Raw genomic sequence first — 23,284 nt, 5'->3', positions numbered from 1 at the left:
TCGCCGGGTCCGATCGGGCAGGATGAGTATGTAACCCGAACTCACAAACCTCTTCACGGATGGAGGGACGCATGCGCGTTCTCGGCCTGCTCTCCGGCACCTCGCACGACGGCATCGATGCGGCGGTGGTGGACTTCACGCTCGTGGGAGACCGGCTCACCGGCGTCCTCCAGCACGCGGACACCACGCCCTATCCGGCAACCCTCCGCGCGCGGCTCGTCGCCGCGCTGCCACCCGCAGCGACGACGTTCTCCGAGATGTGCGAACTCGACACGCTGATCGGGCAGTCGTTCGCCGACAGCGCCGAGGCCGCTGTACACGCCGTCGAGGGACCGATCGATCTCATCGTGACCCACGGCCAGACCGTCTTCCACTGGGTGGACGGCGCCCACGCACTCGGCACCCTGCAGATCGGACAGCCCGCCTGGATCGCCGAACGCACCGGCGTCCCCGTCCTGTCCGACGTGCGCATCCGCGACATCACGGCCGGCGGACACGGCGCGCCGCTCATCGCGTTCATGGACGAGTTGCTCCTGGCCGGCCTTCCCGGCACGCCCGCCGCGCTCAATCTCGGAGGGATCGCCAACATCACGGTCGTCCCCGAGGACGCACCGCTCACCGCCTACGACCTCGGGCCAGCCAACGCGCTCATCGACGCCGTCATCACCGAGACCGGAGCGAACGACCTCGGCTATGACGAGGACGGTCGACTCGCCGCCGCAGGCACGATCGACGATGCCCTGCTCGCCGTCCTGCTCGCCGACCCGTACTTCGCGCTTCCGTCGCCGAAGAGCACGGGCAAGGAACACTTCAACGGAGACTACGTCCGTCGAAGCGTCGCTCGGGCCGGGACCGCTCCCTCGGTCGTCGACCTCGTCGCGACCCTCACCGAGTTCACCGTGCGCGTGATCGCCGACGAGGTGCGCCGAGCCGGGATCACCCGGCTCGTCCTGTCGGGAGGCGGCTGCCGCAATCCGGTCCTCGTCTCCGGCATCCGCGCCGCATGCCCCGACGTCGATGTGGACCTCTCCGACGCCCTCGGCGCACCGGCCGACGACAAGGAGGCGATCCTGTTCGCGCTCATCGGGTGGTGCTCAGTGAACGGGCTGCCAGCGACCACCGTCGCGGGCACCGGAGCACGCGCGCGGAGGATCCTCGGCTCCTTCACCCCGGGCGATGGACCCCTGCAGTTGCCCGCTCCGCTGCTCGCGGTACCGCGATCGCTCCTGATCGAGGATGCTCGACGCTGATCGACCGGCGCCGCGCTCGAGGCGCTCAGCCCAGCAGACCCTGCAGGACGGGGACGAGGTCGCGGAACGCGAGCGCGCGGTGGCTCGATTCGTTCTTCTCCGCGGGCGAGAGCTCTGCCGCGCTGCGCGTGTCGCCGTCGGGCACGAACGCGGGGTCGTAGCCGAAACCGTGCTCGCCTCGGGACTCCGTCGCCAACGCCCCATGCCAGGTTCCGACTGAAACATGCTCGAACGGCTCGATGCCGCTGACGCCTGCGGGTACGACGAGGGCGAGATGGCAGGCGAACCAGGCCGCGCGGTGCTGCTCGCGGACGTCGCGGAGCTGATCCAGCAGCAGAGCGAGGTTCGCCGCCGAGTCGTGCTGCGAACCCGCCCAGCGCGCCGAGAAGATGCCGGGTGCGCCGCCGAGGATCTCGACGCCGATGCCGGAGTCGTCCGCCAGGGCGATCGATCCGGTGTGCTCAGCCGCGACCCGTGCCTTGATCAGCGCGTTCTCGCTGAAACTCGTGCCGTCCTCGACCGGCTCGGGGCCGTCGTAGGCGACGACCGTGATGCCCGGGACGTCCCGCGAGAGCAGGCGTTGGAACTCCTCGACCTTGTGCTGGTTGTGCGTCGCAAGGACGATCTCGATCGCCATCAGCGGCCGAGTGCCGCGAACTGCACCGTCTTGAGCGACGCCGCCCCGCCCACCGCGAGGTCGAGCAGTGAGTCGAGTTCGCTGCGCTTGAACGGCGCCCCCTCGGCCGTCCCCTGCACCTCGACGAAGTCGCCCCCACCCGTCACGACGACGTTCATGTCGGTCTCAGCGCGGACGTCCTCCACGTATGCCAGATCGAGCATGGGCACGCCGTCGATGATGCCCACGGACACCGCCGACACGCTGTCGGTCAGCGGGGTGGCCTTCTGCGCGATGAACTTCTTGCCCTTCGCCCACTCCACGGCGTCCGCGAGGGCGACGTAGGCACCCGTGATCGCTGCGGTCCGGGTACCGCCGTCGGCCTGCAGGACGTCGCAGTCGATGACGATCGTGTTCTCGCCCAGCGCCTTCGTGTCGATGACCGCACGCAGGCTCCGCCCGATGAGACGCGAGATCTCGTGCGTCCGTCCGCCGATCCTGCCCTTGACCGCTTCCCGGTCCATCCGTTCGTTCGTCGAGCGCGGGAGCATCGAGTACTCGGCGGTGACCCAGCCGGTGCCCTTGCCTTTGAGCCAGCGTGGGACACCGTTCGTGAAGGACGCCGTGCACAGCACCTTCGTGCGGCCGAAGCTGATGAGCGCCGACCCCTCCGCCTGCTCGCTCCAACCGCGTTCGATGGTGATCTCACGAAGTTGGTCGTTGGTGCGGCCGTCGGCGCGCAGGGTGTCACTCATGGGGGTACTCCTCGGATCGGTGGGACGGAAGGTCGATGACGCCGGTCTGGACGAGGGAGACCGCGGAGATCTCACGACCCATCAGGCGGTTCGCCAAGGCGATGAAGTCGTCGGCGCTGCTGCCCGTCGCTTCGTAGCTGTGGGTGGCCGGCGTGGTGTCCTCGCGGAGCAGCTCACGGGTGACGAGGACCCGGTAGACGTCGTTGGCCGTCTCGGTGTCGCTCGAGACGAGCGACACCTGCGGACCCATGACGTAGCTGATGGCGCCCTTGAGGAACGGGTAGTGCGTGCAGCCGAGCACGAGCGTGTCGACGCCGGCGTGACGCAGCGGTGCGAGGTACTCCTCGGCGGCGTCGAGGAGAGCTGGCCCGGTCGTCACGCCCGCTTCGACGAACTCGACGAATCGTGGGCACGCCTGGCCGAAGACCGTGAGCTCGGGGTTGACGTCGAAGAGGTCCTGGTAGGCCCGGGAGTTGATGGTGCCCTCGGTCCCGATGACACCGATCCTGCCGTTCCGGGTGCTCCGGACGGCCGTCCGCACGGCGGGCTGGATGACCTCGACGACGGGCACGGAGTAGCGTTCGCGGGCGTCGCGGAGCATAGCCGCCGATGCCGTGTTGCACGCGATCACGAGCATCTTCACGCCCTGGTCGACCAGTGAGTCGAGCACTTCCAGCGAGTACCGGCGGACATCGGCGATGGGCTTCGGGCCGTACGGGGAGTGCGCGGTGTCGCCGATGTAGATCACGGACTCGGCGGGCAGCTGATCGCTGATGGCCCTGGCCACGGTGAGCCCGCCGACGCCGGAGTCGAAGATGCCGATTGGTGCGTCGTTCACGATGAGCCAGCCTACCGTCCCGACAGCCGCGTTCCCTGAGACGCGCAGCGTCGCTGTCCTCCGGCGGGGGTCGCGGCTAGGCTGATCGGGTGCACGAGTCCTCAGCTCTTCTCACCGACCGCTACGAACTCACGATGCTGGACGCCGCGCTCAAGCGCGGCACCGCAGATCGTGAGTGCCTGTTCGAGCTGTTCGCCAGACGGTTGTCGGGAGGGCGGCGCTACGGGGTCGTCGCCGGCACCGGGCGCTTCCTCGACCTCCTGCAGCGGTTCCGGTTCGGTGAAGCAGAGCTCGAGTGGCTGCGCGACGAGCAGGTCGTCAGTGCCGCCGCCCTCGACTGGCTCGCCGACTACCGCTTCTCCGGGTCGATCTGGGGCTATCGGGAGGGCGAGGTTTTCTTCCCCGGCTCCCCCGTCCTCGTCGTCGAAGGTACCTTCGCGGAGGCCGTCATCCTCGAGACGCTCGCACTGAGCGTCTTCAACTACGACAGCGCCGTCGCCACCGCTGCCGCGCGGATGAGTTCCGCCGCTGGCACCCGCCCGCTGGCAGAGATGGGCTCACGCCGCACCGGGGAGCGCTCGGCGATCGCCGCTGCACGGGCTGCATACATCGCCGGCTTCAGCGCGACGTCCAACCTCGAGGCCGGACGCAGCTGGGGCATCCCGACCATGGGCACCGCCGCGCACTCCTTCACGCTCCTCCACGACACCGAGGAAGACGCCTTCCGAGCACAGATCGATGCGATGGGCGCAGGCACCACCCTCCTCGTCGACACCTACGACATCGAGGAGGCGGTCCGCCTCGGCGTCCGGCTCGCGGGTCCTGAGCTCGGTGCCGTCCGCATCGACTCCGGAGACCTGCCGATCGTCGTCGGTCAGGTACGACGTCTCCTCGACGACCTGGGGGCGACGAAGACGACCATCACCGTCACCAACGACCTGGACGAACACGCGGTCGCCGCGCTCGCGGCGTCCCCGGTCGACTCGTACGGGGTCGGCACCTCGGTCGTCACCGGTTCCGGCTCACCTGCGATGGGCATGGTCTACAAGCTCGTCGCGCACCGGGGCGACGACGGTGAATGGGTCAGCGTCGCGAAGAAGTCCGCGGAGAAGGCGACCGTCGGCGGTCGGAAGACCGCCGCACGTGCGTACGATCGCTCCGGCGTCGCGCGCGAAGAACGGATCTACCTCGGCGACGGTCCCGGTGGCACGCCCGAGGGTGCGCGGGATGCCACATCCGAGCGACCGTTGATGGTTCCGCTCGTTGAGGGCGGGCTCGTCGCGGAGCAGTACCTCGGCGCGGCGGGCACTCGTCTCGCCCGGGAGCACCGTGCTCGCTCGGTCGCAGAGCTTCCGCCCCGCGCTGTCAGCCTCACCCGGGGCGACCCGGTCCTGCCGACGGTCTACCTCGAAGGCTGATCAGTCGCGAAGGAGTTTTTCGTAGATGTCCTTGCAGGCGGGGCAGATCGGGAACTTCTCGGGGTCGCGTCCCGGCGTCCACTTCTTGCCGCATAGCGCCTTCACCGGCTTGCCGCTCAGTGCGGACTCGAGGATCTTCTCCTTCTTCACGTAGTGGGAGAAGCGCTCGTGGTCACCCGGCTCGATGTTCTCGCTCTCGAGGAGCTCCTCGAGCTCGCGATCCATGATCGCGGTCCCACCGCCGTCGGGGATGCCCCCGGGCTCGACCGTACTCATCTGCTGCCTCGTGCTGTCATGCTGCGCCATGGCTCCATGGTACCTCCGGAGCGCGGGTGGAGCTCCTGCCGGATCACACCGGCCGTGGCTCAGTGCGAGGTCGCGAAACCGACGATCTCCGGGCTCCGGCGATCGAACACTCGGCCACCCGCAAGAATGCCGATGGCGAGGACGAGCGCACCCGTCCCGACGCCGACCGCGAGGGCGGCGAAGTTCCAGTTCGGCTCTCCGACGAGCCCGAGCACCGCGAGCCAACCGGCGGGGACGGTCAACACCAGAGCTCCCAGCAGGCTCATGAACTGCGTCGAGAGACCGCTGCTCCCCGGCACCTGCGGCTGCTGGAACGGGCTGTCACCCGGCAACGAGGTCGGGTAGGGGAAACGGGCGGAGACGTAGCTCGCGATGCCCGCACCGCTCAGTAGCAGGCACGTGCTCACACCGATCATCGACGGCAGTGCGTCCCAGTCACCGTAGAAGAGGATGCTGAGCGTGGACCCCACCGCGATGAGCGGCACACCGATGAGCAGCATCGGGAACAGTCGACCGAGACGGTCGGCGCGACCTCGGACACCGGAGGCGACGTGTAGCCAGACCGCAGTGGAGTCGAAGGCGAGGTCGTTGTGCAGGAGCCACCCGAGGAACAGGCACATCACGGGCAGTGGCACCAGTGCGAGCACGTTCATCGGGACGCCGGCCACGAGCAGCGGCACGAAGAAGATGAACGGCGCGATCGGGATGATGATCAGCGAGACGAGATACCGAGGGTCACGCAGCCAGTAGGTGATGCTCCGAGCAGCGATCGCGCCGGCGGGGCGCCCGGGCAGGAGGTCGAACCAGCCGAGCCCGGTCGAGTCCCGACCGGTGCCGAGACGTTCCGGGGCGACGATGAGCCTCGCGACGAAGGCTTGCCATGCCAACCAGAGCAGCGCGATGGTCGCCGCGGTCAGGAGCAGCTTGACGATCGCCGGGACGATGCCGCCGATCGCGGCGTCGCCGGGGAAGGACCAGACGGCGCCGAACGGTGTCCAGCTGAGGATGTCGGCGACCCGTCCCAGCACGGCGAAGCCGTCACGCTGCCAGTCGACTGTCGTCAGGGCGATGATCGCCGGGCTCACCGCGATGATGAGGACGAGCCCCAGCACACCCATGACCTCTTTGGCGCGACGACTCGACAGCAGGCTCGCTGAGATCGAGGTCGCGATCCGGGCGAGCAGTGCGCAGAGCAGCACCCCGAGCACGGCCGAGACGACCGCGAGGATCGCCGGGACCGGAGACCTCGACCAGGTGACCACGGCCGAGACCGCGAGCACCGCGAGCACCAGCGACGGCACCGACACGAGGGCCGCTGCGACCAGCCCGCCGGCGAGCGTCCGGTTCGGGAGTCCGACGAGCGCGAACGCCCGCGGATCGAGTTGGTCGTCGACGCCGAAGACGAGCGGCAGGATGATGAAGCCGAGGACCACCGCCGACCCGACGAGGACCAGCAGGTTGCGTGTGAGCTCGGCGTCGACGAGGCGGAGTGCGACGAGCCCGGTGCCTGCGAGCACCACGATCCACACGCCGATCGCGATCGCGATGACGAGACCGACGAGTCGCCAAGGGCTGCGGCGGAACGCGTTGAGCGTCAGCTGCAGTTTCAGTCGGAGAAGCTGTGCAACCATTCCATTCCCTCTGCCGACTTGCGGCCCCCGGCGAGTTCGACGAAACGCTCCTCGAGCGTCCCGGACCCGCGCACCTCGTCGACGGACCCGGCCGCGAGGACCTTGCCCTGGACGATGATGGCCACGTGATCGCACACGCGTTGGATGAAGTCCATGCCATGGCTCGACAGCACCACGGTTCCGCCGTTGGCGACGTACCGCTGCAGGATCTCGATGACGTTCGCAGCCGACACCGGGTCGACCGATTCGAACGGCTCGTCGAGGATGAGCACGCGCGGCGAGTGGATGAGGGCCGCAGCGAGCGCGATCTTCTTCGTCATGCCGGCCGAGTAGTCGGACACGAGACGACCGAGCGCGTCGTCGAGTCCGAAGGCGCGAGCGAGGTCCGCCGTGCGGGACTTCACTGTCGCCGGGTCGAGGCCACGGAGGACGCCTGAGTAGTACAGCAGCTGACTTCCCGTGAGGCGGTCGAAGAGCCGCAGGCGGTCGGGCAGTACACCGATCGCGCGCTTCGCCTGTTCGGGGTCGTGCCAGACGTCGACGCCCTGCACCGTGATGACACCGGCATCGGGACGCAGGAGCCCGGTGACCATGGAGAGCGTCGTGGTCTTGCCGGCGCCGTTGGGGCCGACGATGCCGTAGAACGAACCACGGCGGACCTCGAGGTCGACGCCGTCGACAGCGATCGTGTCTCCGAACTGTTTGACGAGCCCGCTGATCGACAGCACGACCGGGTGTTCCTCGGGTGCCGCCTGCTCGGCAGGCCGAACGGGCGTCGCCGTGGCTGGCACCTTCGTGCCCTTGCCCGTCGGACGACGGACCGGGCGCTTGGGCGGTGTTTCAGGCGCTGTGGTCTGCGTCGCCACCGAGTCGGCGGTCTCCACTGCCGGCGAATCGACTGCCGGCGTCGACGGTGCGGACTCGGGAGGTGCCGTCTCTGCGGGCGCGGCCTCGAGTGCACCGGGAGGGGTGATCGTCTCCTCGACGGGAGCGACGGCGGCCTGGGCGACGGTGCTCTGCTCGGGCGTGGTCGCCTCAGATGCCCCAGACGCCGTCGGTGCCTTTGTCTCGGGAGCAACGGCTGATTCGGGAGCGCGCACCTCGTCGAGTACGCCGGCGCTGGCCGCGGCCGTCTGCTCGGCCTTCTTGGCGGCAGTGGTCCGAGCGGTGCTCGGTCGTGCCGGCGTGCGCTTCGCCGGTGTCTGAGCGGTCGTCGACTTCGCTGCCGTGGTGCGCCCCGCGGTGGTCTTCGTCGCGGGGGTCCGGGTTCCGGACTTCGCGGCGGTGGACCGCGGCGTGCTGGCGCGCGGGGCCTTCGGCGTCGCATCGGCGGACGCGCCCTCCCCGGCGTTCGCCTCGTCCGTCGCGGCAGTCGACGCAGCGGTCTTGGCCGGTGTGCGCTTCGCAGCGGTCGTGCGCGTGGCGGGGGTCTTCGCGGCGGCCGTGCGGGTCGTCGTGGAGCGCGTGGCGCGCGCGGCCGGCTTCTTCGCCGCCGGAGTCGACGCCGACCCGTCGGTCGCCTCGTCCCCCGCGGAGTCCGAGGGGGTGCGCGATGCTGCGGGGCGTTTCGCGGGTGCTTTCGCGGACGTCGTGGTCCGTCCGGTCGTCCGCGGGGCACGCTTGGGCGTCGCCGCAGCGGTTCCGTCGGAGGATTCGGAGGGTTCAGCAGCGGTGGCACGCGAGGCGGCGGTCGATCGCGGGGCGCGCGGACTCGTCGTCGTGCCGTCGGCAGGTACGGGCTGCTCAGCGGGATCTGGCGGAGTCGTGGAAGTCACCAAGCAAACCTACCAAGAGCCGACGGTTCGGCGGACAGCGGAGTCACAGGCTGAACGGTTGACACATCTCCCCCAAGCTGTGTAAACGCCGGGTGGTCGATCACAAAACGACAACGGACGCTGAGAACTCATGACAGGCGGAGTTCACCCCGGCTAGCCTATATTTTGGCATAACGGAGTGTCTTTCAATGCACGTCTTGGTGAACAACCGGTGAAACGTCCACAGCATGGTGGCACCGCGTGTTTCCATACCCACATCTGAGGAGAACATCGTGACCACCCAGGTAGTGATCCTTGCCGCAGGCATGGGCAGCCGTCTCGGCCGCTCCCTGCCCAAGCCCCTGACAGAACTGAACGACGGCCGCACCATCATGCAGCAGCAGTTCGACAACATCCACCACGCCTTCGGCGCGAGCGCCAAGGTGACGATCGTCGTCGGCTACAAGCTCGAGCACATCATCGAGGCCTTCCCCGACGCGTCCTTCGTCTACAACGAGCAGTACGACCAGACCAACACCTCGAAGAGCCTCATGCGCGCGCTCGCAGCATCGCAGGCCGGCGGTGTGCTCTGGATGAACGGAGACGTCGTCTTCGACCCGGCCGTCCTCGACCGCGCTGCCGCGATGATCGCCAAGGACCGGTCCTTCGTGACCGTCAACACCTCGAAGGTCTCCGACGAAGAGGTGAAGTACACCACGAGCGCCGAGGGCTACATCAAGGAGCTCTCCAAGACGGTCGTCGGTGGACTCGGTGAAGCCGTCGGCATCAACTACATCTCGTCGCAGGACAAGATGATGCTCCACCGCTTCCTCACCAAGGTCGGCGACCAGGACTACTTCGAGCGCGGGATCGAACTCGCGATCGAGCACGAGGGCATGCTCGTCGAGCCCGTCGACATCTCGGACCTGTACGCGGTCGAGGTCGACTTCGCCGAGGACCTCGAGCGGGCGAACCTGTTCGTCTGATCGACGTCGCCACTCACTGTGGATCGTCCGAACGCCGTCCCGACGCTGAGCGTCGCGGGCGGCGTTCGTGCGTGATCTCGATAAGCTGGGTGACGTGAGTTCTTCTGCTGAGACGCGGCCAAGGATGTCGCGTTCGGCTCGGTACCGCCACGCGCTCTGGATCCTGACCGTGCGCGACCTTCGGGTCCGTTACTCGACGAGCGCGCTCGGCTACGTGTGGTCCATCCTCGACCCCCTGGTCATGAGCGCGATCTACTGGTTCGTCTTCACCCAGGTCTTCAAACGTGACGTGGGAGAAGAGCCGTACATCGTCTTCCTGCTCGCGGCGCTGCTGCCGTGGATGTGGTTCACCGGGTCCGTGTCCGACAGTACGCGCGCGTTCCTGCGTGAGGCCAAGCTCGTCCGTTCGACGACGATCCCCCGGACCATCTGGGTGAACCGGATCGTCCTGTCGAAGGGCATCGAGTTCCTCGCAGCACTCCCCGTCCTGGCCGCGTTCGCGATCTTCAGCGGCGCCAAGGTCAACGTGGACATCGTGCTGTTCCCGCTCGCCATCGTCATCCAGGGCGTCCTGACCATCGGACTCTGTCTCATCGTCGCCCCGCTCGTCGTGTTCTTCCGAGATCTCGAACGAGCGGTGAAGCTCGTGCTGCGGTTCATGTTCTACGCGACGCCGATCATCTACAGCACGACAGCGCTCCCCGACAAGATCGAGCCGTTCGCGGCCTTCAATCCGCTGAGCGGCATCTTCGCGCTCTACCGGTCCGCGTTCTTCCCGCAAGAACTCGACTGGTACCTGTTGAGCGTGTCAGCCGGCATGTCGGCAGTCATCCTCGCGATCGGCCTGCTCGTCTTCAAGCGCTGCGAGCGCTCCGTGCTGAAGGAGATCTGATGCCGACTGGTGCCTCCACTCCGAACCGGCCGGCGATCTCCGTCACCGACGCGGGTATCAGGTTCCGCCGGAACCGCGGTGGTCGGCGGAGCTTCAAGGACCTCTTCGCCGGCCGTGACCGGCGGTCGAAGCCCGGCGAGTTCTGGCCCCTGCGTCATGTGTCGTTTGACGTCGCACCCGGTGAGGCGATCGGCGTCGTCGGGCGCAACGGTCAGGGGAAGTCGACGCTGCTCAAGCTGGTCGCGGGCGTCGTGCTCCCAGACGAGGGCACGATCGGTGTGCACGAGGGTGTGGCCCCGCTCATCGAGATCACCGGCGGGTTCGTCAACGACCTGACGGTCCGAGACAACGTCTACCTCACGGCTGGACTGCACGGCATGTCCCGCAAGCAGATCGACGGCCGGTTCGACGAGATCATCGGGTTCGCGGAGATCGCGGACTTCGTCGACACCCCGTACAAGCACCTGTCGAGTGGCATGAAGGTGCGCATCGCGTTCGCCGTCATCGCGCAGCTCGAGGAGCCCATCATCCTCGTCGACGAGGTGCTCGCGGTCGGTGACCGGGCGTTCCGAGAGAAGTGCTACCGCCGCATCGAGGAACTCCTCGAGGGCGGGCGGACGCTGTTCTTCGTCTCCCACAACGAGAAGGACCTGCGACGGTTCTGCACCCGAGGCCTGTACCTCGACAAGGGTGCGCTCGTGCTCGACGCACCGATCGACGAGGTGCTCGACCGCTACAACGCCGACTACAACAGCTGAGCATGCGCGGCAAGCCTCGGAACCTCCCGAGCGCACGACGTAGACTGGCCGCCCCGCCCACGAGGAGGTCGTCATGACCGGACCGCAGCAGGGACCCGTACCGGGTCCGGCATCGTTGCCCACCACTGCTGCGCAACAGCCGCGATTGCCCGAGCCCGGATGGGTCAGAGCCCTCGACCGTGTGCTGTGGGTGCAGCGGCCGGTCGTCGTCGCCCACATCCGCTCGATCCGTCGGGCGCACCCGAATGCGACCGCCGACCAACTCATCCGGGTGCTCGAACGACGCTATCTCGCGACCGTCACGACGACCGGCGCAGCCGTCGGCGCGACCGCGGTGGTGCCCGCCATCGGGACGGCGACGACCTTGGCGCTCTCCGGCGTCGAGACGGCCGGCTTCCTGGAAGCGACCGCCCTGTTCGCGCAGTCCGTGACGGAAGTCCACGGCATCGCCCTGGCCGACCCGGTGCGCTCGCGCGCACTCGTCATGACCATGATGCTCGGCAAGGCCGGCACCGACCTCTTGCGGAATTTCGGGTCCCAGGCCACGGGCCAGGGTGGCCTCCCCCGACAGGCGTTCTGGGGCCAGACGATCACGCAGGGCCTGCCGTCGATGATCGTGGGCCCCGTCGCCGATCAACTGCGTGTCCGGTTCGTGAAGCACTTCGCCGCCAGTGGTGGCGCGGGGTTCATCGGAAAGGCGCTCCCCTTCGGCGTCGGCGCAGCCGTCGGCGGGATCGGGAACCACGTGCTCGGACGCCAGGTCGTCAGGGCCGCACGACAGGCGTTCGGGCCTGCACCGTTCGTGGTTCCCCTCGACCTGGAACCCAGGATGAAGGTGGTGAAGGACCGCCCGAGCCTCACCGGCCTGCGTGACCAGGTGTTCCGTCGCCGACCCCGGGCCGCCATCGAGGCACCCGACGACCGGACGCCAGGAGCCGAGTGATGTCCGGGCCCTCCGCCGTGGCCCGGCCGACGTCCAGACAAGCGCGGTAGCGTTCATCGGTGCGCCTTCCTGCTCTCTTCCGTCGCCGGTCTCTTCCGGAGTCGCTCCCCCCGATCACTGAAGTCTTCCCCCAGGGACGGCACTTCGCCGTGACCTGGGGACTCGCCGATGACTTCGGCGGGATGACCGAGGCGATGCTGCACCGGTCGCGCGCCTTCGTGCGCCTCGGCGGTGTCGACGTGGACGTCGTCACGCTCGACCACCGGCCGGACTACCCCGAACTGGAGACCCGGTTGCGGAATCGCGGCGACCTCGTCCAGGGCATGCGGGTGGTGAACCTGTGGGACTGGCTCCGCGAGCACGGGCTGCCCAGAGGCACCCTCGACCTCGACCGTCACGTCTTCACTCCGTTGCCAGAGGTGGCCGCAGCTGCGGATGAGCCCTTCGTCGAGCGCCGTCGTGCTGGAACCGTCATCAGTCGTGACCGGCTCGGCTCCGATGGTTCGGTCCTGCAGGTCGACGTCTATCGCTCCGACGGCACGCTCCTCGCGTCCGACCGCCGCGATGCCCACGAACACGGTGTCCGAGGAGGCCGCTCGGTCGTGCTCTGCGACGGGCAGGGGCTGCCGGTCCGCTCCTGGGGCAGCATCTGGGCGCTGTACCGCGCGTGGTTCGACGCGCTGACCGCGAAGGTCCAGTCCTGGATCATCGTCGACAGCAAGACGGTCGCGCCGTTCATGCTCACCTACCGCCGCAAGCACGTCGTGACCGCACACCTCGTCCACGCTTCGCATCTGCAGGGCACGGAGCGGCCGATGGGCCGCCTCCGCGAGTCTCGGCGCGCCGTCTTCGAAGCCCTCGACGACTTCGACCTCGTCGCCGTCCTGAGCGAACGGCAGCGCGAGGATGTCGTCACCCTCCTGGGGGACCACCCATCCCTCTGCGTCATCCCCAACTCCCGAGACCTCGTGGATCGGGCTGTCGCCGAGGGGGACCGACCACGGGAACGCGGTCTCTTCCTCGGGTCGCTCACCGCTCGGAAGCGGCCTGAGATGGCGATCCGCGCAGTGCTCGCCGCCGCGTCCGACGACGATGCCCGTCCGACACTCGACGTGTACGGCACGGGAGAACTCCGACCGGAGCTGGAGGAGGTCATCGCCGACGCCGACGCGGAGGGGCGCATCACCCTGCACGGCTATGACCGCTCGGCCCGGGAACGACTCGGTTCCGGCTCGTTCCTGGTGATGACGTCGACCTCAGAGGGTTTCCCGCTCGTCCTCATCGAAGCGATGGCCGCTGGATGTCTCCCGATCGTCATCGACGTCCCCTACGGACCGGCGGACCTCGTTCGCGACGGCTGGAACGGGTTCCTCGTGTCGACCGGCGACGCAGGCTCGGTCGCGCAGGCGATCGAGCGCCTCCTCGCGCTCTCCGATGACGACATCGCGGTCATGCGACAGCACGCACGGGAGACGGCCGAGCAGTACGACGACGACGCCGTCACCCGTCGCTGGGCGACTGAGCTGCGCGCGGCTGCGCAGCGGAAGGAGTAGCACTCCCCCGCGACACGCTTCGGCCGGGCCGCGACGCCCACCGTGCGCGAACGGCATCGACACCGCGCTGCGCTGCGCGGCCGGATGTGCGGGCGAGACGGTGGGAGGGGTGCTCGACAGCCCGGTAGAACAGGGCAGCGACGACGAGACTGAGCGGGACACCGATCACGCCGACCAACCACCAGCGTTCGTCGCCGACGGCGAAGGCCAGCGACGCGAGGATCGGGGCGTGGACGAGGTACAGGCTGAACGACACGCGCCCCAGCCACAGGATGGGACGGACTTCGAGGAGCCGACGGGCGAGCGGGCTGCAGATCGCGACGACGATGAGCCCCGCCGCGCCGACCCCTGACACACCCCACAACGCCTGCCCGAGGGTCGAACCCGGCGCCACGATCGGTCGCGACAGCCAACTCGCGACGAGGAGGAGCGCCGATCCCGTCGTGAGCAGCGCCCAGGTGAGTCGACGCGGACGCGCCGCCGCCCAGTCGCGGAGCTCGTCGAGTCGGACGGCGATCAGGGTCCCGATGAAGAACGCCGGAAGGTACACCGCGGCATCGAGTCCGGCGACGCGTCCGAGCACCATCGTGATCGACATGAGGACGGCGAGCGGCACCGCCCACCGACGCAGCAGGACGGCGAGCAGGACGGCGATCGGCAGCAGCAGGGTGAAGATGAGCTCCCACCGCAGCGACCACAGTGTGTTGACGAGGTCGTAGCTCGCCGGCGTGAGGCTCGCCTCAGCGAGCAGATGCGCAGGGTCGACCTGCGTGGCGTTGGCATCGGCGATCCACTCACCGGAGGACACCGACGCCGGATCCCGCGGAATGAGGAGGATGAGCGCCGAGGCGAAGAGCAGCGCTCCCCAGACCGGGAGGTACAGCCGCACGAAACGCGCGACGAAGAACCCCGGCCAGCCCGTCCCGCCGCGAAGCAAGGGCAGTGCGACGACCAGACCGCTCAGGACGAAGAAGACCTGCACCGCCTCGGTCCCGGCGAACAGCAGCTTGAGCGGAGTCTCCGTCGCGATGTCCCAGACGGGTTCCGAGACGCTGCCGGTCGCGAACGGCCGTGCGAGCAGGGAGACGTGGTAAAGCACGACGACGATGCTGGCGACGCCGCGCACCCCGTCGAGGGAGGGCAGCCGACTGGACGGCGGACTCATCCTGACGACGCTACGCCACTGGGCTGAGTGGCGTCTCCATGGAGCGCGAGATGGTATCTTGCGCTCAGTCGCGCACCTCGTCCGCGTCGTCCTCATGCGCATCGAGCTCTGGCCTGTCGTCGGCGTGCAGCGCGGCGAACCGGTCCCACTCCGCCAGGAGATGCTCGATCGCAGCGTGGAAGCGCTCCGTCGTGACGCCGGGAGTGGTGTCGCCGAAGTAGTACTCGACCCAGTGCCGGAGACGCGCCACGGTCTCCGGATCTTCGAGCAGGCGGTCGATGTCGCCGACGACGTCAGCTGCTCGATCGGCGTCGAGCCACTCGCAGGCGGACAGATAGCCTCCGGTGTCGATCTCCGCCGCGGGGTTCACCGGCCTGGTGATCATGAGCGGCTTGCCGCTGGCGAGCCGGTCGTAGACCATCGCCGAGATGTCGACGATGGCTGCGTCGGCGGCCGCGAGCTGCCAGCCGAGCTCGGCGCCCGTGTCGATGACGTGCTGTGCAGACGGGTCGGTCCGGTTCGCCGCCTGCAGTGCTGCCATGATCTCGCGGTTCGCGGTCGCGTAGACGGAGTCGATCACGCCGCTCCGCGGGTGCGGCCGGTAGATGACGCGATGGCGCCCTGTCGCGATGAGGGCGCCCACGAGGGCGACGCCGTGGCTCGCGATCGATCCGTAGGCCGCTGCGGCGCGGTCGCCCTCCCAGGTCGGGGCGTACAGCACGACCGTCCGGTCGTCGGGTGTGTACGGGAGCGTGCCCGAGTAGTGGTCCGCCTGCGGGCGCCCGATCGGGATCGCGCGCTTGTCGAAGTCGTAGTCCCAGAGCACCCGCTCGAGTCTCGTCCGCGCGGCCTGGCCGGCGATGAGGCTGTAGTCGTAGGCCTTGAACTGATTCGTCGTCATGTACATCTTGTCGCTCTCGCCATGGTTGACGAAGACGTGCCATCTGGAGCCGTACCGGAACATCTGGAAGTTCTTGGCGTTCTGATTGACGTACAGCACGATGCGGATGTCCTGCTCGGCGAGCGTCCGTTCGAGCGCCACGACCGTCCGCACGTACGCAGTCGGGATGGGCGACTCCTCGAAGAGCTTCGCCGCGGCAGTCGCACCGCGACTGAGGATGAGCACCGGCCACCGCTTCGAGAGCTCCTCGAGCGGCTTGTACCACTGACGGATCTGGTACATGTTCACGGCGCCGTCGGCGAAGTACACGGCGATCTTGTAGCGACCGGGCTCGATCACCGGTGCCGCCTGCATCCGGCCGGCGAGCACGGCACGCGCGCGGCGGTTCGCGAGCAGTTCCCTCGCGAGCGTGATGGCGCGACGGCCGTCCTTGATCAGTCCCATGTCAGCTCCAGCACTCGTCAAGCGTAACGACGCCACATCACAGTCGGATCACGACGGCGGAGACGATCAGATGACCGGCGGTCGACCGGCACGCGTCATGCGCCACACCGTGCGCCAGCGCAGGGGGCGCCGTTCGCCCGGGTCGGTCCGCCAGCCTTCCCGCCAACCGCCGAACCAGGGACGCAGCGCTTCGGGCTTCCGCCACCAGCGGAGGATCTGGATCCCGGTCCACGACCCGACGTACAGCGGGACGAGTGGAAGCGGCAGGTTGCGTCGGGCGAGCCAGACCCGGTTCCGTGCGTTCAATCGGTAGTACTCGGTGTGCCGCGTCGGCTCGGTGACGGGATGGTTCGCCTCGAGTCCGGATTCGTACCAGGCACGTCGGTCCTGGTCCCAGACCCGCCATGCCAGCTCGATGCCCTCGTGAGCGTAGAAGAACGGTTCCGCCCAACCGCCGACGGCGTCGAACACGGTTCGCGGCATCACGATCGCGGCTTCCAGGCAGGAGAACACCGCACTCGAATGGAACGGGTCCTTGTCGCGCGTGCGCGGGACCCAGCGGGCCGGCGTCGGGATGCCCGTCGGGTCGGCGAGGCGGGGCTGTACCAAACCGAGCGACGGATCGGCGTCGAGGAGCGCGACGGCGTCCTGCAGGAAGGTCTCGGAGGGGACGGTCGCATCGTCGTCCAGGAAGAAGAGGAACTCCCCCTGGACCGCCTCTGCACCACGGTTGCGACCGGCTGGGATGCCGACGTTCTCGGACAGTCCGAGTGCTCGGACACCCGTCGGCAACCCTGTGGGCTCCCACCCGTTGCCGACCACGACCACGTCGAGCTCGACGCCACGCTGGACGAGCACGCTGGTGATGCCGGCCGTCAGCTCCGCCGGGCGAGTGCCCTGCGTGAGGACGACGACACCGACCGAGCGGGTCTCCTCGCGCGCCGGCATCACGCCTGCAACCGCTTCGAGGACACGATCGCGACGAAGTGGCCCACCAGGGTCAGGAGGGCGAGCGGGACGAGCAGGGCGAGGGTCCACCGCATCGCTTCGAGATCACCGACGAACAGACCGACGACCGAGGCGGCGAAGATCACCATCGTGAGTTCGACGGAGTGGAAGAGCCGGTGGAACGGCAGGAAGCGGGCGAGGCGACGTGCCATCGCCAGGGCGCCACCGCGAGGTGTCGACTCGGCCGTCGAATAGGTGAGTTTCGGTGCGCCGAAGCCCGCGCGGGCGACCCGGACCATGTCGTTGAGCGCCTTGTTCAGCACGACGAACAGCGCGAGCGCGAAGCCGAGTGTGATCCATGCGAGGTCCACGGGGGTGTCGACCGGCCAGCCGGCGGCACGGATGCCGAGGGCGATCGCGATGAGCGATTCCGTCGAGTAGTGACCCACCGAGTCGAGGAACGCTCCGGCCGGGCTGGAGGTCTTGCGCCACCGGGCCACCTCACCGTCGCAGCAGTCGACCAGCATCTGCGCCTGACCGAGGATGAGCGCGAGCGCCGCCCCGCCGAAACCGGGGATCAGGAGCGCTGCCGCGGTCGCCCAGCCGGTGAGGATCATGAGTCCGGTGACCCCGTTGGCGCTGATGCTCGTGCGGAGCAGCACCCAGGTCACGTACGGCGAGAGGTCGCGCAGGTAGAGGTCTGCCGTCCAGTGTTCGGCATTGCGCCTCGCCCTGACCTCTGGGGGCTGCGCCACCGCACGGAGTTCCGCGATGGTGCGCGGCCGGGTGAGCCGTGGGCCCGACTGCTCGGCGTGCTGCTCGGACATGTCAGCCTGCCTTCGGTGGGTTGCGCAGAGCGGAGATGCCCTTCGCGAGCGAGAAGTAGCCGAGCACGAACCCCGTGCCCCAGCAGAAGTGGATGCACGGCAGGACGACGAGCATCCAGAGGCTGGTGCGCAGCCCGTCACGTCCCGTGACGACGACGCTCGCGAGCAGCACGATGAGCGCGTAGGCGACCGGCGCGGCGAAGCCGAGGAGGAGCCATGGCGTGGCACCTGCGGCGAGCTGCACCAGGCCGCCCAAGCCCAGCAGCGTCCCGAGTGCGACACCGAGCACGAGCACGGGCGGAGCGAAGTACCGGAGCGTGCCGCGTGTGGGGAAGCTCCGACTGAGTTCGCCGCGCCAGAGGCCGGTCGAGAAGAACTGGCGCGCGAGCGCGCCGATGCTCGCGCGCGGCCGGTACACGACGCGCAGCTCGGGTGTGAACCAGACGAGGCCGCCGGCCTGCTTGATGCGTCGGTTGAGTTCCCAGTCCTGCCCGCGCTTCACGCGCTCGTCGAACATGCCGACCCGGACGAGCATGTCGCGGTCGAAGACCCCGAGGTACACGGTGTCGGCCGGGCCTTCGCGTCCGCCGACGTGATGCGGTGTGCCGCCGAGCCCGACCCGCGAGCCGTAGGCCCGGGCGACCGCGGTCTCGAAGCTCGTCTGTCCGCGGGCGTCCATGATGCCGCCGACGTTCTGCGCTCCCGTGCGCAGCATGGTCTCGACCGCGAGCCGCGCGTAGTCGGTCGGAAGCTCGGAGTGCGCGTCGACCCGGATGACGATCGGATGCGTGGAGGCGGAGATGGCGAGGTTCAGCCCCGCGGGCGTTGAACCGACACGGTTCTCGAGCACGTGGATGCGAGGGTCGGCGTCCTGCAGCCGTGCGACGAGCTCCGTCGTGCCGTCGATACTCGGTCCGACGGCGATCGTGACCTCGATGTCGCCCGCGTAGTCCTGGGCGAGCAGGCTGTCGACGGCAGCTTGGACGTGGCGCACGTCGTTCAACACCGGCATCACGTAGGAGACTCCGGGCAACGACGGTGCGTCGGCCTGGCCTGTGTCGTTCGACATGGGGGTTCACTCCGTGTTTCGTTCGATCGAGCCTAGCAGTCGGGTCCTTCATGGCCCGGAACGCGGATGACGCCCGCACGGAGGCCGTGCGGGCGTCATCCTGGGCCGAGGCCCCGTGGGCTACAGCGCGAGTTCGCCGAGGGTCACCTCGGCCGACTGCGAATCGTTGCCGCGTGTGAAGGTGAACTTCGCGGTCGCACCGGCGGCGAGCGCCCTCACCTGAGCGGTGAGGTCGTTCGCACCCGAGATCGGCACGCCGTTGAACTCGGTCACGATGTCGCCGGCCTTGAGCCCGGCTGCCTGAGCCGCGCCGTTGTCGGTGACCTGGTCGATGAGCGCACCTGCGACCGTGCTCTTGGCGTCGCTCGACGCGTCCTTCACCGTCGCGCCCAGCAGACCGTGGGTGGCCTTGCCGGTCTTGATGATCTCGTCGGAGACGCGCTTGGCGATGTTCGCCGGGATCGCGAACCCGACGCCGATGCTGCCGCTCTGCGAGGAGGAGTCCGCGCTCCCCGCACTCGCGATGGCGACGTTCACGCCGATCAGCTTGCCGGTGTCGTCCACGAGGGCGCCACCGGAGTTCCCGGGGTTGATCGCGGCATCCGTCTGGATGACCGCGATCGAGATGGACGACGTCGCCTGGGTGGGCGTCGTCTGACCGGGCACGTCGAAGTTCCAGGGGCTCTGGTTGCCGTTCGAGTCGCTGTCATCCTGCGAGCTGGAATCGGGGACGGCCGACGAGGCGACGGTGATGCTCCGGTTGAGCGCACTCACGATGCCGTCCGTGACGGTGCCCGCGAGTCCGAGCGGGGCACCGATCGCGACCGCGGTCTCCCCCACGTTGAGCTTGTCGGAGTTCGCGAACTCCATCGGGGTGAGTCCGGACGCGTCCTCGAGCTTGACGACGGCGAGGTCGTAGACCGGGTCGGTGCCGACGATCTTCGCGTTGTAGAGCTTGCCGTTCGAGTCGGTCACCCGGATGGTCGGGTCGGCGACCTGACCGTCGAGGGTGACGACGTGGGTGTTGGTCAAGACGTAGCCGTCCTTGCTGAGGACGATGCCCGAGCCGGTACCGCCGCTCGTACCGCCTGCGACGGACAGGGTGACGACGCTCGGACCCGCGGTGGCGGCGATCGCCGTCGTGAGGTTCACGTTGTCGGCGTCGTTGATCGTGTAGGCCTTGGAGCCCGCCTCACTGCTGGCGACGCTCGACTTCGTCGCGTTCGTCACCCACAGGGTGGCGCCGGCGCCCGAGGCACCGCCGATGAGCGCACCGACCGCGAGCATCGCGACCATGCCGGCCAGTGGACGGTTGGTCTTCTTCGGCTTGGGAGAGGCCGGCACACCGAGCTGCTGCGGCGCCTGGCCGGCGTGGGTCTGTCCCGGGTGCTGCTGGCCGTAGGGAGTCGCACCGTACGGTGCCTGCCCTGACTGCTGCGGAGCCTGCTGGTACGCCCCGTACGGATTGTGCGTCTGGGGCCGGGCGAACGCTGCTCCGGGCTGCTGCTGGCCGTGCTGCTGGTAGGGCGAGCCCTGCTGCGAGGCACCGTACGGCTGCTGCGGCTGCTGACCGGCCAGCGGGGTCGGGGCCGGCATCACGGTCGGCGGCGGGAAGTATGCGCCGTGGATCGGACGCTCCGCAAGGGGAGCCTGGCCCAGCACCTCGGTGGTGCGGTCGGCACCGGGAACCTCCGTCGTCGGGTGCTCCGGAGCGGCGGGCGGCTGTGCGCCGTCGTGCGGGGCCGGAGCAGCGGACGGCTCGGAAGCGCTCGCCTGCTCGGCGGGGATGGCCTGCTGGTTCGTCTCCTCGGTCGGGGTGGACTCGGAGTGGTCGGCGGGCTGCTGTCCGTCTGCGGTGTCGGTCATGGTGATTCTGCTCCTTCCAAGCGCTGTCAGCCTTCCGTGCGGAGCTGAGTGTTTCATTCGTGCAGGCTGTGCGCAGGCTTGGGCTTCGCCTCAGGGAGCTGTGGACCGGTGTCCTAGATTGGGAACGGCCCGTTCAGGGCCGTTGACGAGTGATCGGAGACCGACGTGATGACAGACGGACCCTGGCGACGCACCGCGGCCGGAGCAGGCCTCGTCGACGACGGCGGCCAGGTCTCCTCGACGATCTTCGCCGAGATGAGTGCCCTCGCCGTCCGCACGGGCGCCGTCAACCTCGGCCAGGGCTTCCCCGACGAGGACGGCCCCGCCGAGGTCCTCGCGGAGGCGGTGGCCGCCATCGAGCGCGGGGAGAACCAGTACCCGCCTGGCCCCGGCACCCTCGACCTCCGTCACGCCATCAGCGAGCACCAGGCGAGGTTCTACGGACTCAGCCCCGACCCGCAGGGCGAGGTGCTCGTGACTGCGGGGGCGACCGAGGCACTCGCCGCGACCCTGCTGGCCCTCGTCGAGCGCGGCGACGAGGTGCTCACCTTCGAGCCCTTCTACGACGCGTACGGAGGGCTCATCGCGCTCGCCGGGGGGCGTCACCGCACCGTCAAGCTGCGCGCGCCCGATTTTCAGCCGGATCCGGAGGAGCTGCGCTCAGCGGTGAGCGATCGCACGAGGATCATCCTCGTCAACACTCCGCACAATCCCACCGGCACCGTGCTCGACCGCGCCACCCTCGAGCTCGTCGTCGAGCTGGCCGAGCGTCACGACGCCCTGATCGTGACCGACGAGGTGTACGAGCACCTGACGTTCGACGTGCCGCACGTCCCGATCGCGACGCTCCCCGGAGCCGCGGAGCGCACCATCACCATCTCGTCCGGCGGGAAGACCTTCAGCACGACCGGTTGGAAGATCGGCTGGCTGACGGCGCCTCGCGAGCTCGTCACGGCGATCTCCACCGTGAAGCAGTTCCTCACCTACGTCAACGGCTCGCCGTTCCAGCCCGCTACTGCGGTCGGTCTCCGTCTTCCGGACCCGTCCTTCAGGGCGATCGCCGACGGGCTCCGCTCCAAACGCGACCTCCTCGGTGCCGGGCTGTCCGCAGCGGGGTTCAGCACGTTCCGCCCAGCCGGTACGTACTTCATCGTCGCCGATGCGGCAGGACTCGGCTGGGACGACGCAGCGGCGTTCTGCCGAGCTCTCCCGGAGCTCGCAGGCGTCGTCGCAGTACCGCTCTCGGCGTTCTGCACCGATCGCCACGACCCCGAGTACGCCTCGCTCGTCCGATTCGCATTCTGCAAGCGGACCGAGGTGCTCGAACGCGCGGTCGACGGACTCGGTCGACTTCGCAGCTGACCCGCCCGCGAACGAGGCGGGCACCGGGTTCCCCCGATGCCCGCCTCGTTCAGTGCGCGTCTACTTGGTGAGCGAATCCACGTAATCCTGGTTCTCGCTGATCCACTGCTTGACGATCGGCGCGTAGTCCTTCGCGTCGCCCTCGTTGAACATCGCGTTCTCGAGGGAGAACAGGCGCTCGGAGTCGAAATCGAAGTCCTTCAGCCAACCGGCGAGCGTCGGGTACTCGTCGGCGAAGTCGGCCTTTCCGAAGCTGTGGATGCCCTCGGCGTCGCCGAGCGCGCCCTTCGGGTCTTCGAGGTCCTTGATGGGGAACGCGTCGTAGGCCCAGTGCGGTCGCCACAGGGTGACGGCGATGTTCTCACCGGCGTCGGTGGCGGCCTTCAGCTCCGAGAGCATTGCGGGCGTTCCCGACGTCAGGAGCTCCCAGTCGTCGAGGCCGTACTCGGGGATGACCTTGTCCTGCGTCGCTTCGGTCAGTCCGGCTCCCGGGTCGATCCCGACGAGGCGACTGTCGAACAGCTCCGCGTTCGCCGCGAGATCCTCCAGCGAGTCGACCGGGGCATCCTCGTTCACCGCGATGGTGAGCTTGGCGTCGTTGTTCCAGGCGCCGAGGTCGACGAGGTCGTCACCGAACTTCTCGATGAGCGTGGCGTGCGTGGTCGGGAGCCAGACATCGAGCGTGAGGTCGTAGTCCCCCGTGCTCAGACCGGAGAAGACGGGAGCCGGGTCCGCCTCCTCGAGCGTGACGTCGTAGCCCTGCTCCTCGAGCACGGCCTTCCACAGTTCGGAGGCCGCGATGCCCTCGTCCCAACCGCTGAACACGGCGATCGTGACGGCCTGCTTGTCGCCGTTCTCCAGCGTCTCCTCCGAGGCGCCTGCTGAGCAGCCGGAGATGGCGAGCGCTGCCGCCGCTCCTGCTGCGATGGTTGCTGCGATCTTGGTGCGGTACTGCATGTTCGATGATTCCTTTCGTCCCGCGAAGCGGGGATTGGTGTCGTC

General features: G+C 68.6%; 21 protein-coding genes. 8 read left to right on the top strand and 13 right to left on the bottom strand.

Annotation, left to right across the window (positions count from 1 at the left end; genetic code table 11):
* Positions 1 to 71: 71 nt before the first annotated feature.
* Positions 72 to 1,250, top strand: coding sequence for an anhydro-N-acetylmuramic acid kinase (locus tag KXS11_RS03230; RefSeq protein ID WP_437384003.1), 1,179 nt, complete (start codon positions 72 to 74; stop codon positions 1,248 to 1,250).
* A 25-nt stretch (positions 1,251 to 1,275) separates the two neighbouring features.
* Here the strand turns inward: KXS11_RS03230 and rdgB are convergent, their stop codons facing one another.
* From rdgB to murI, 3 genes are read right to left on the bottom strand one after another with little or no spacing between them, the layout of a single operon-like run.
* Positions 1,276 to 1,887, bottom strand: a complete 612-nt coding sequence (gene rdgB, locus KXS11_RS03225; protein WP_437384002.1) for an RdgB/HAM1 family non-canonical purine NTP pyrophosphatase — start codon at positions 1,885 to 1,887, stop codon at positions 1,276 to 1,278.
* Complete coding sequence (rph, locus tag KXS11_RS03220; RefSeq protein ID WP_437384001.1) at positions 1,887 to 2,621, bottom strand: ribonuclease PH; 735 nt, start codon at positions 2,619 to 2,621, stop codon at positions 1,887 to 1,889. The genes rdgB and rph overlap by 1 nt, the downstream gene beginning before the upstream one ends.
* On the bottom strand, positions 2,614 to 3,459 hold the full coding sequence (gene murI / locus KXS11_RS03215) for a glutamate racemase (protein ID WP_437384000.1): 846 nt from the start codon (positions 3,457 to 3,459) through the stop codon (positions 2,614 to 2,616). The genes rph and murI overlap by 8 nt, the downstream gene beginning before the upstream one ends.
* Positions 3,460 to 3,548: 89 nt before the next feature.
* Between murI and KXS11_RS03210 the strand changes: the two genes are divergently transcribed.
* The gene (locus KXS11_RS03210) at positions 3,549 to 4,877 is read left to right on the top strand and encodes a nicotinate phosphoribosyltransferase (protein WP_437383999.1); all 1,329 of its coding nucleotides are present in this window, start codon (positions 3,549 to 3,551) and stop codon (positions 4,875 to 4,877) included.
* On the opposite strand, the gene KXS11_RS03205 is transcribed toward KXS11_RS03210, so the two are convergent.
* The 3 genes from KXS11_RS03205 to KXS11_RS03195 form a co-directional block, all read right to left on the bottom strand.
* Positions 4,878 to 5,153: a DUF3039 domain-containing protein gene (locus tag KXS11_RS03205; RefSeq protein WP_437384133.1), complete on the bottom strand. Its 276-nt coding sequence runs from the start codon at positions 5,151 to 5,153 to the stop codon at positions 4,878 to 4,880.
* 89 nt (positions 5,154 to 5,242) lie between these two features.
* Complete coding sequence (locus KXS11_RS03200; RefSeq protein WP_437383998.1) at positions 5,243 to 6,814, bottom strand: hypothetical protein; 1,572 nt, start codon at positions 6,812 to 6,814, stop codon at positions 5,243 to 5,245.
* Complete coding sequence (locus KXS11_RS03195) at positions 6,790 to 8,589, bottom strand: ATP-binding cassette domain-containing protein (RefSeq protein ID WP_437383997.1); 1,800 nt, start codon at positions 8,587 to 8,589, stop codon at positions 6,790 to 6,792. The genes KXS11_RS03200 and KXS11_RS03195 overlap by 25 nt, the downstream gene beginning before the upstream one ends.
* A gap of 272 nt (positions 8,590 to 8,861) precedes the next feature.
* Between KXS11_RS03195 and KXS11_RS03190 the strand changes: the two genes are divergently transcribed.
* From KXS11_RS03190 to KXS11_RS03170, 5 genes are all read left to right on the top strand, one after another.
* The gene (locus tag KXS11_RS03190; RefSeq protein ID WP_437383996.1) at positions 8,862 to 9,554 is read left to right on the top strand and encodes an NTP transferase domain-containing protein; all 693 of its coding nucleotides are present in this window, start codon (positions 8,862 to 8,864) and stop codon (positions 9,552 to 9,554) included.
* Positions 9,555 to 9,678: 124 nt separating this feature from the next.
* The gene (locus KXS11_RS03185; RefSeq protein ID WP_437383995.1) at positions 9,679 to 10,446 is read left to right on the top strand and encodes an ABC transporter permease; all 768 of its coding nucleotides are present in this window, start codon (positions 9,679 to 9,681) and stop codon (positions 10,444 to 10,446) included.
* Complete coding sequence (locus KXS11_RS03180; RefSeq protein ID WP_437383994.1) at positions 10,446 to 11,204, top strand: ABC transporter ATP-binding protein; 759 nt, start codon at positions 10,446 to 10,448, stop codon at positions 11,202 to 11,204. Before KXS11_RS03185 ends, KXS11_RS03180 begins: the two co-directional genes overlap by 1 nt.
* Before the next feature lie 73 nt (positions 11,205 to 11,277).
* Positions 11,278 to 12,147, top strand: a complete 870-nt coding sequence (locus KXS11_RS03175; protein ID WP_437383993.1) for a hypothetical protein — start codon at positions 11,278 to 11,280, stop codon at positions 12,145 to 12,147.
* Positions 12,148 to 12,296: 149 nt separating this feature from the next.
* Positions 12,297 to 13,700 (top strand): glycosyltransferase, encoded by a 1,404-nt coding sequence (locus KXS11_RS03170; RefSeq protein ID WP_437383992.1) that lies wholly within the window; start codon positions 12,297 to 12,299, stop codon positions 13,698 to 13,700.
* On the opposite strand, the gene KXS11_RS03165 is transcribed toward KXS11_RS03170, so the two are convergent.
* The 6 genes from KXS11_RS03165 to KXS11_RS03140 form a co-directional block, all read right to left on the bottom strand.
* On the bottom strand, positions 13,648 to 14,865 hold the full coding sequence (locus tag KXS11_RS03165) for an acyltransferase family protein (RefSeq protein ID WP_437383991.1): 1,218 nt from the start codon (positions 14,863 to 14,865) through the stop codon (positions 13,648 to 13,650). The genes KXS11_RS03170 and KXS11_RS03165 overlap by 53 nt on opposite strands.
* 64 nt (positions 14,866 to 14,929) lie before the next feature.
* A complete protein-coding gene (locus KXS11_RS03160) occupies positions 14,930 to 16,210 on the bottom strand; it encodes a hypothetical protein (RefSeq protein WP_437383990.1) in 1,281 nt (426 codons plus the stop codon).
* Between the two features lie 66 nt (positions 16,211 to 16,276).
* A complete protein-coding gene (locus tag KXS11_RS03155) occupies positions 16,277 to 17,158 on the bottom strand; it encodes a glycosyltransferase family 2 protein (protein ID WP_437383989.1) in 882 nt (293 codons plus the stop codon).
* Positions 17,158 to 17,985 carry a CDP-alcohol phosphatidyltransferase family protein gene (locus KXS11_RS03150; protein WP_437383988.1) on the bottom strand — a complete coding sequence of 276 codons (828 nt, stop codon included), beginning with the start codon at positions 17,983 to 17,985 and terminating at the stop codon, positions 17,158 to 17,160. The genes KXS11_RS03155 and KXS11_RS03150 overlap by 1 nt, the downstream gene beginning before the upstream one ends.
* 1 nt (position 17,986) lies before the next feature.
* Complete coding sequence (locus KXS11_RS03145; protein ID WP_437383987.1) at positions 17,987 to 19,054, bottom strand: glycosyltransferase family 2 protein; 1,068 nt, start codon at positions 19,052 to 19,054, stop codon at positions 17,987 to 17,989.
* A 120-nt stretch (positions 19,055 to 19,174) separates the two neighbouring features.
* Complete coding sequence (locus KXS11_RS03140) at positions 19,175 to 20,920, bottom strand: trypsin-like peptidase domain-containing protein (protein WP_437383986.1); 1,746 nt, start codon at positions 20,918 to 20,920, stop codon at positions 19,175 to 19,177.
* Positions 20,921 to 21,088: 168 nt separating this feature from the next.
* On the opposite strand from KXS11_RS03140, the gene KXS11_RS03135 reads away from it, so the two are divergent.
* Positions 21,089 to 22,282 (top strand): aminotransferase class I/II-fold pyridoxal phosphate-dependent enzyme, encoded by a 1,194-nt coding sequence (locus tag KXS11_RS03135; RefSeq protein ID WP_437383985.1) that lies wholly within the window; start codon positions 21,089 to 21,091, stop codon positions 22,280 to 22,282.
* Positions 22,283 to 22,342: 60 nt separating this feature from the next.
* On the opposite strand, the gene KXS11_RS03130 is transcribed toward KXS11_RS03135, so the two are convergent.
* Positions 22,343 to 23,239, bottom strand: a complete 897-nt coding sequence (locus tag KXS11_RS03130; RefSeq protein WP_437383984.1) for a glycine betaine ABC transporter substrate-binding protein — start codon at positions 23,237 to 23,239, stop codon at positions 22,343 to 22,345.
* Positions 23,240 to 23,284: the final 45 nt, after the last annotated feature.

Source organism: Plantibacter flavus (assembly GCF_051487245.1).
Classification (GTDB): Bacteria; Actinomycetota; Actinomycetes; order Actinomycetales; family Microbacteriaceae; genus Plantibacter; species Plantibacter flavus_B.
The sequence above is the reverse complement of the archived record's forward strand: the minus strand, read 5'-3'. Positions and strand labels throughout refer to the sequence as shown.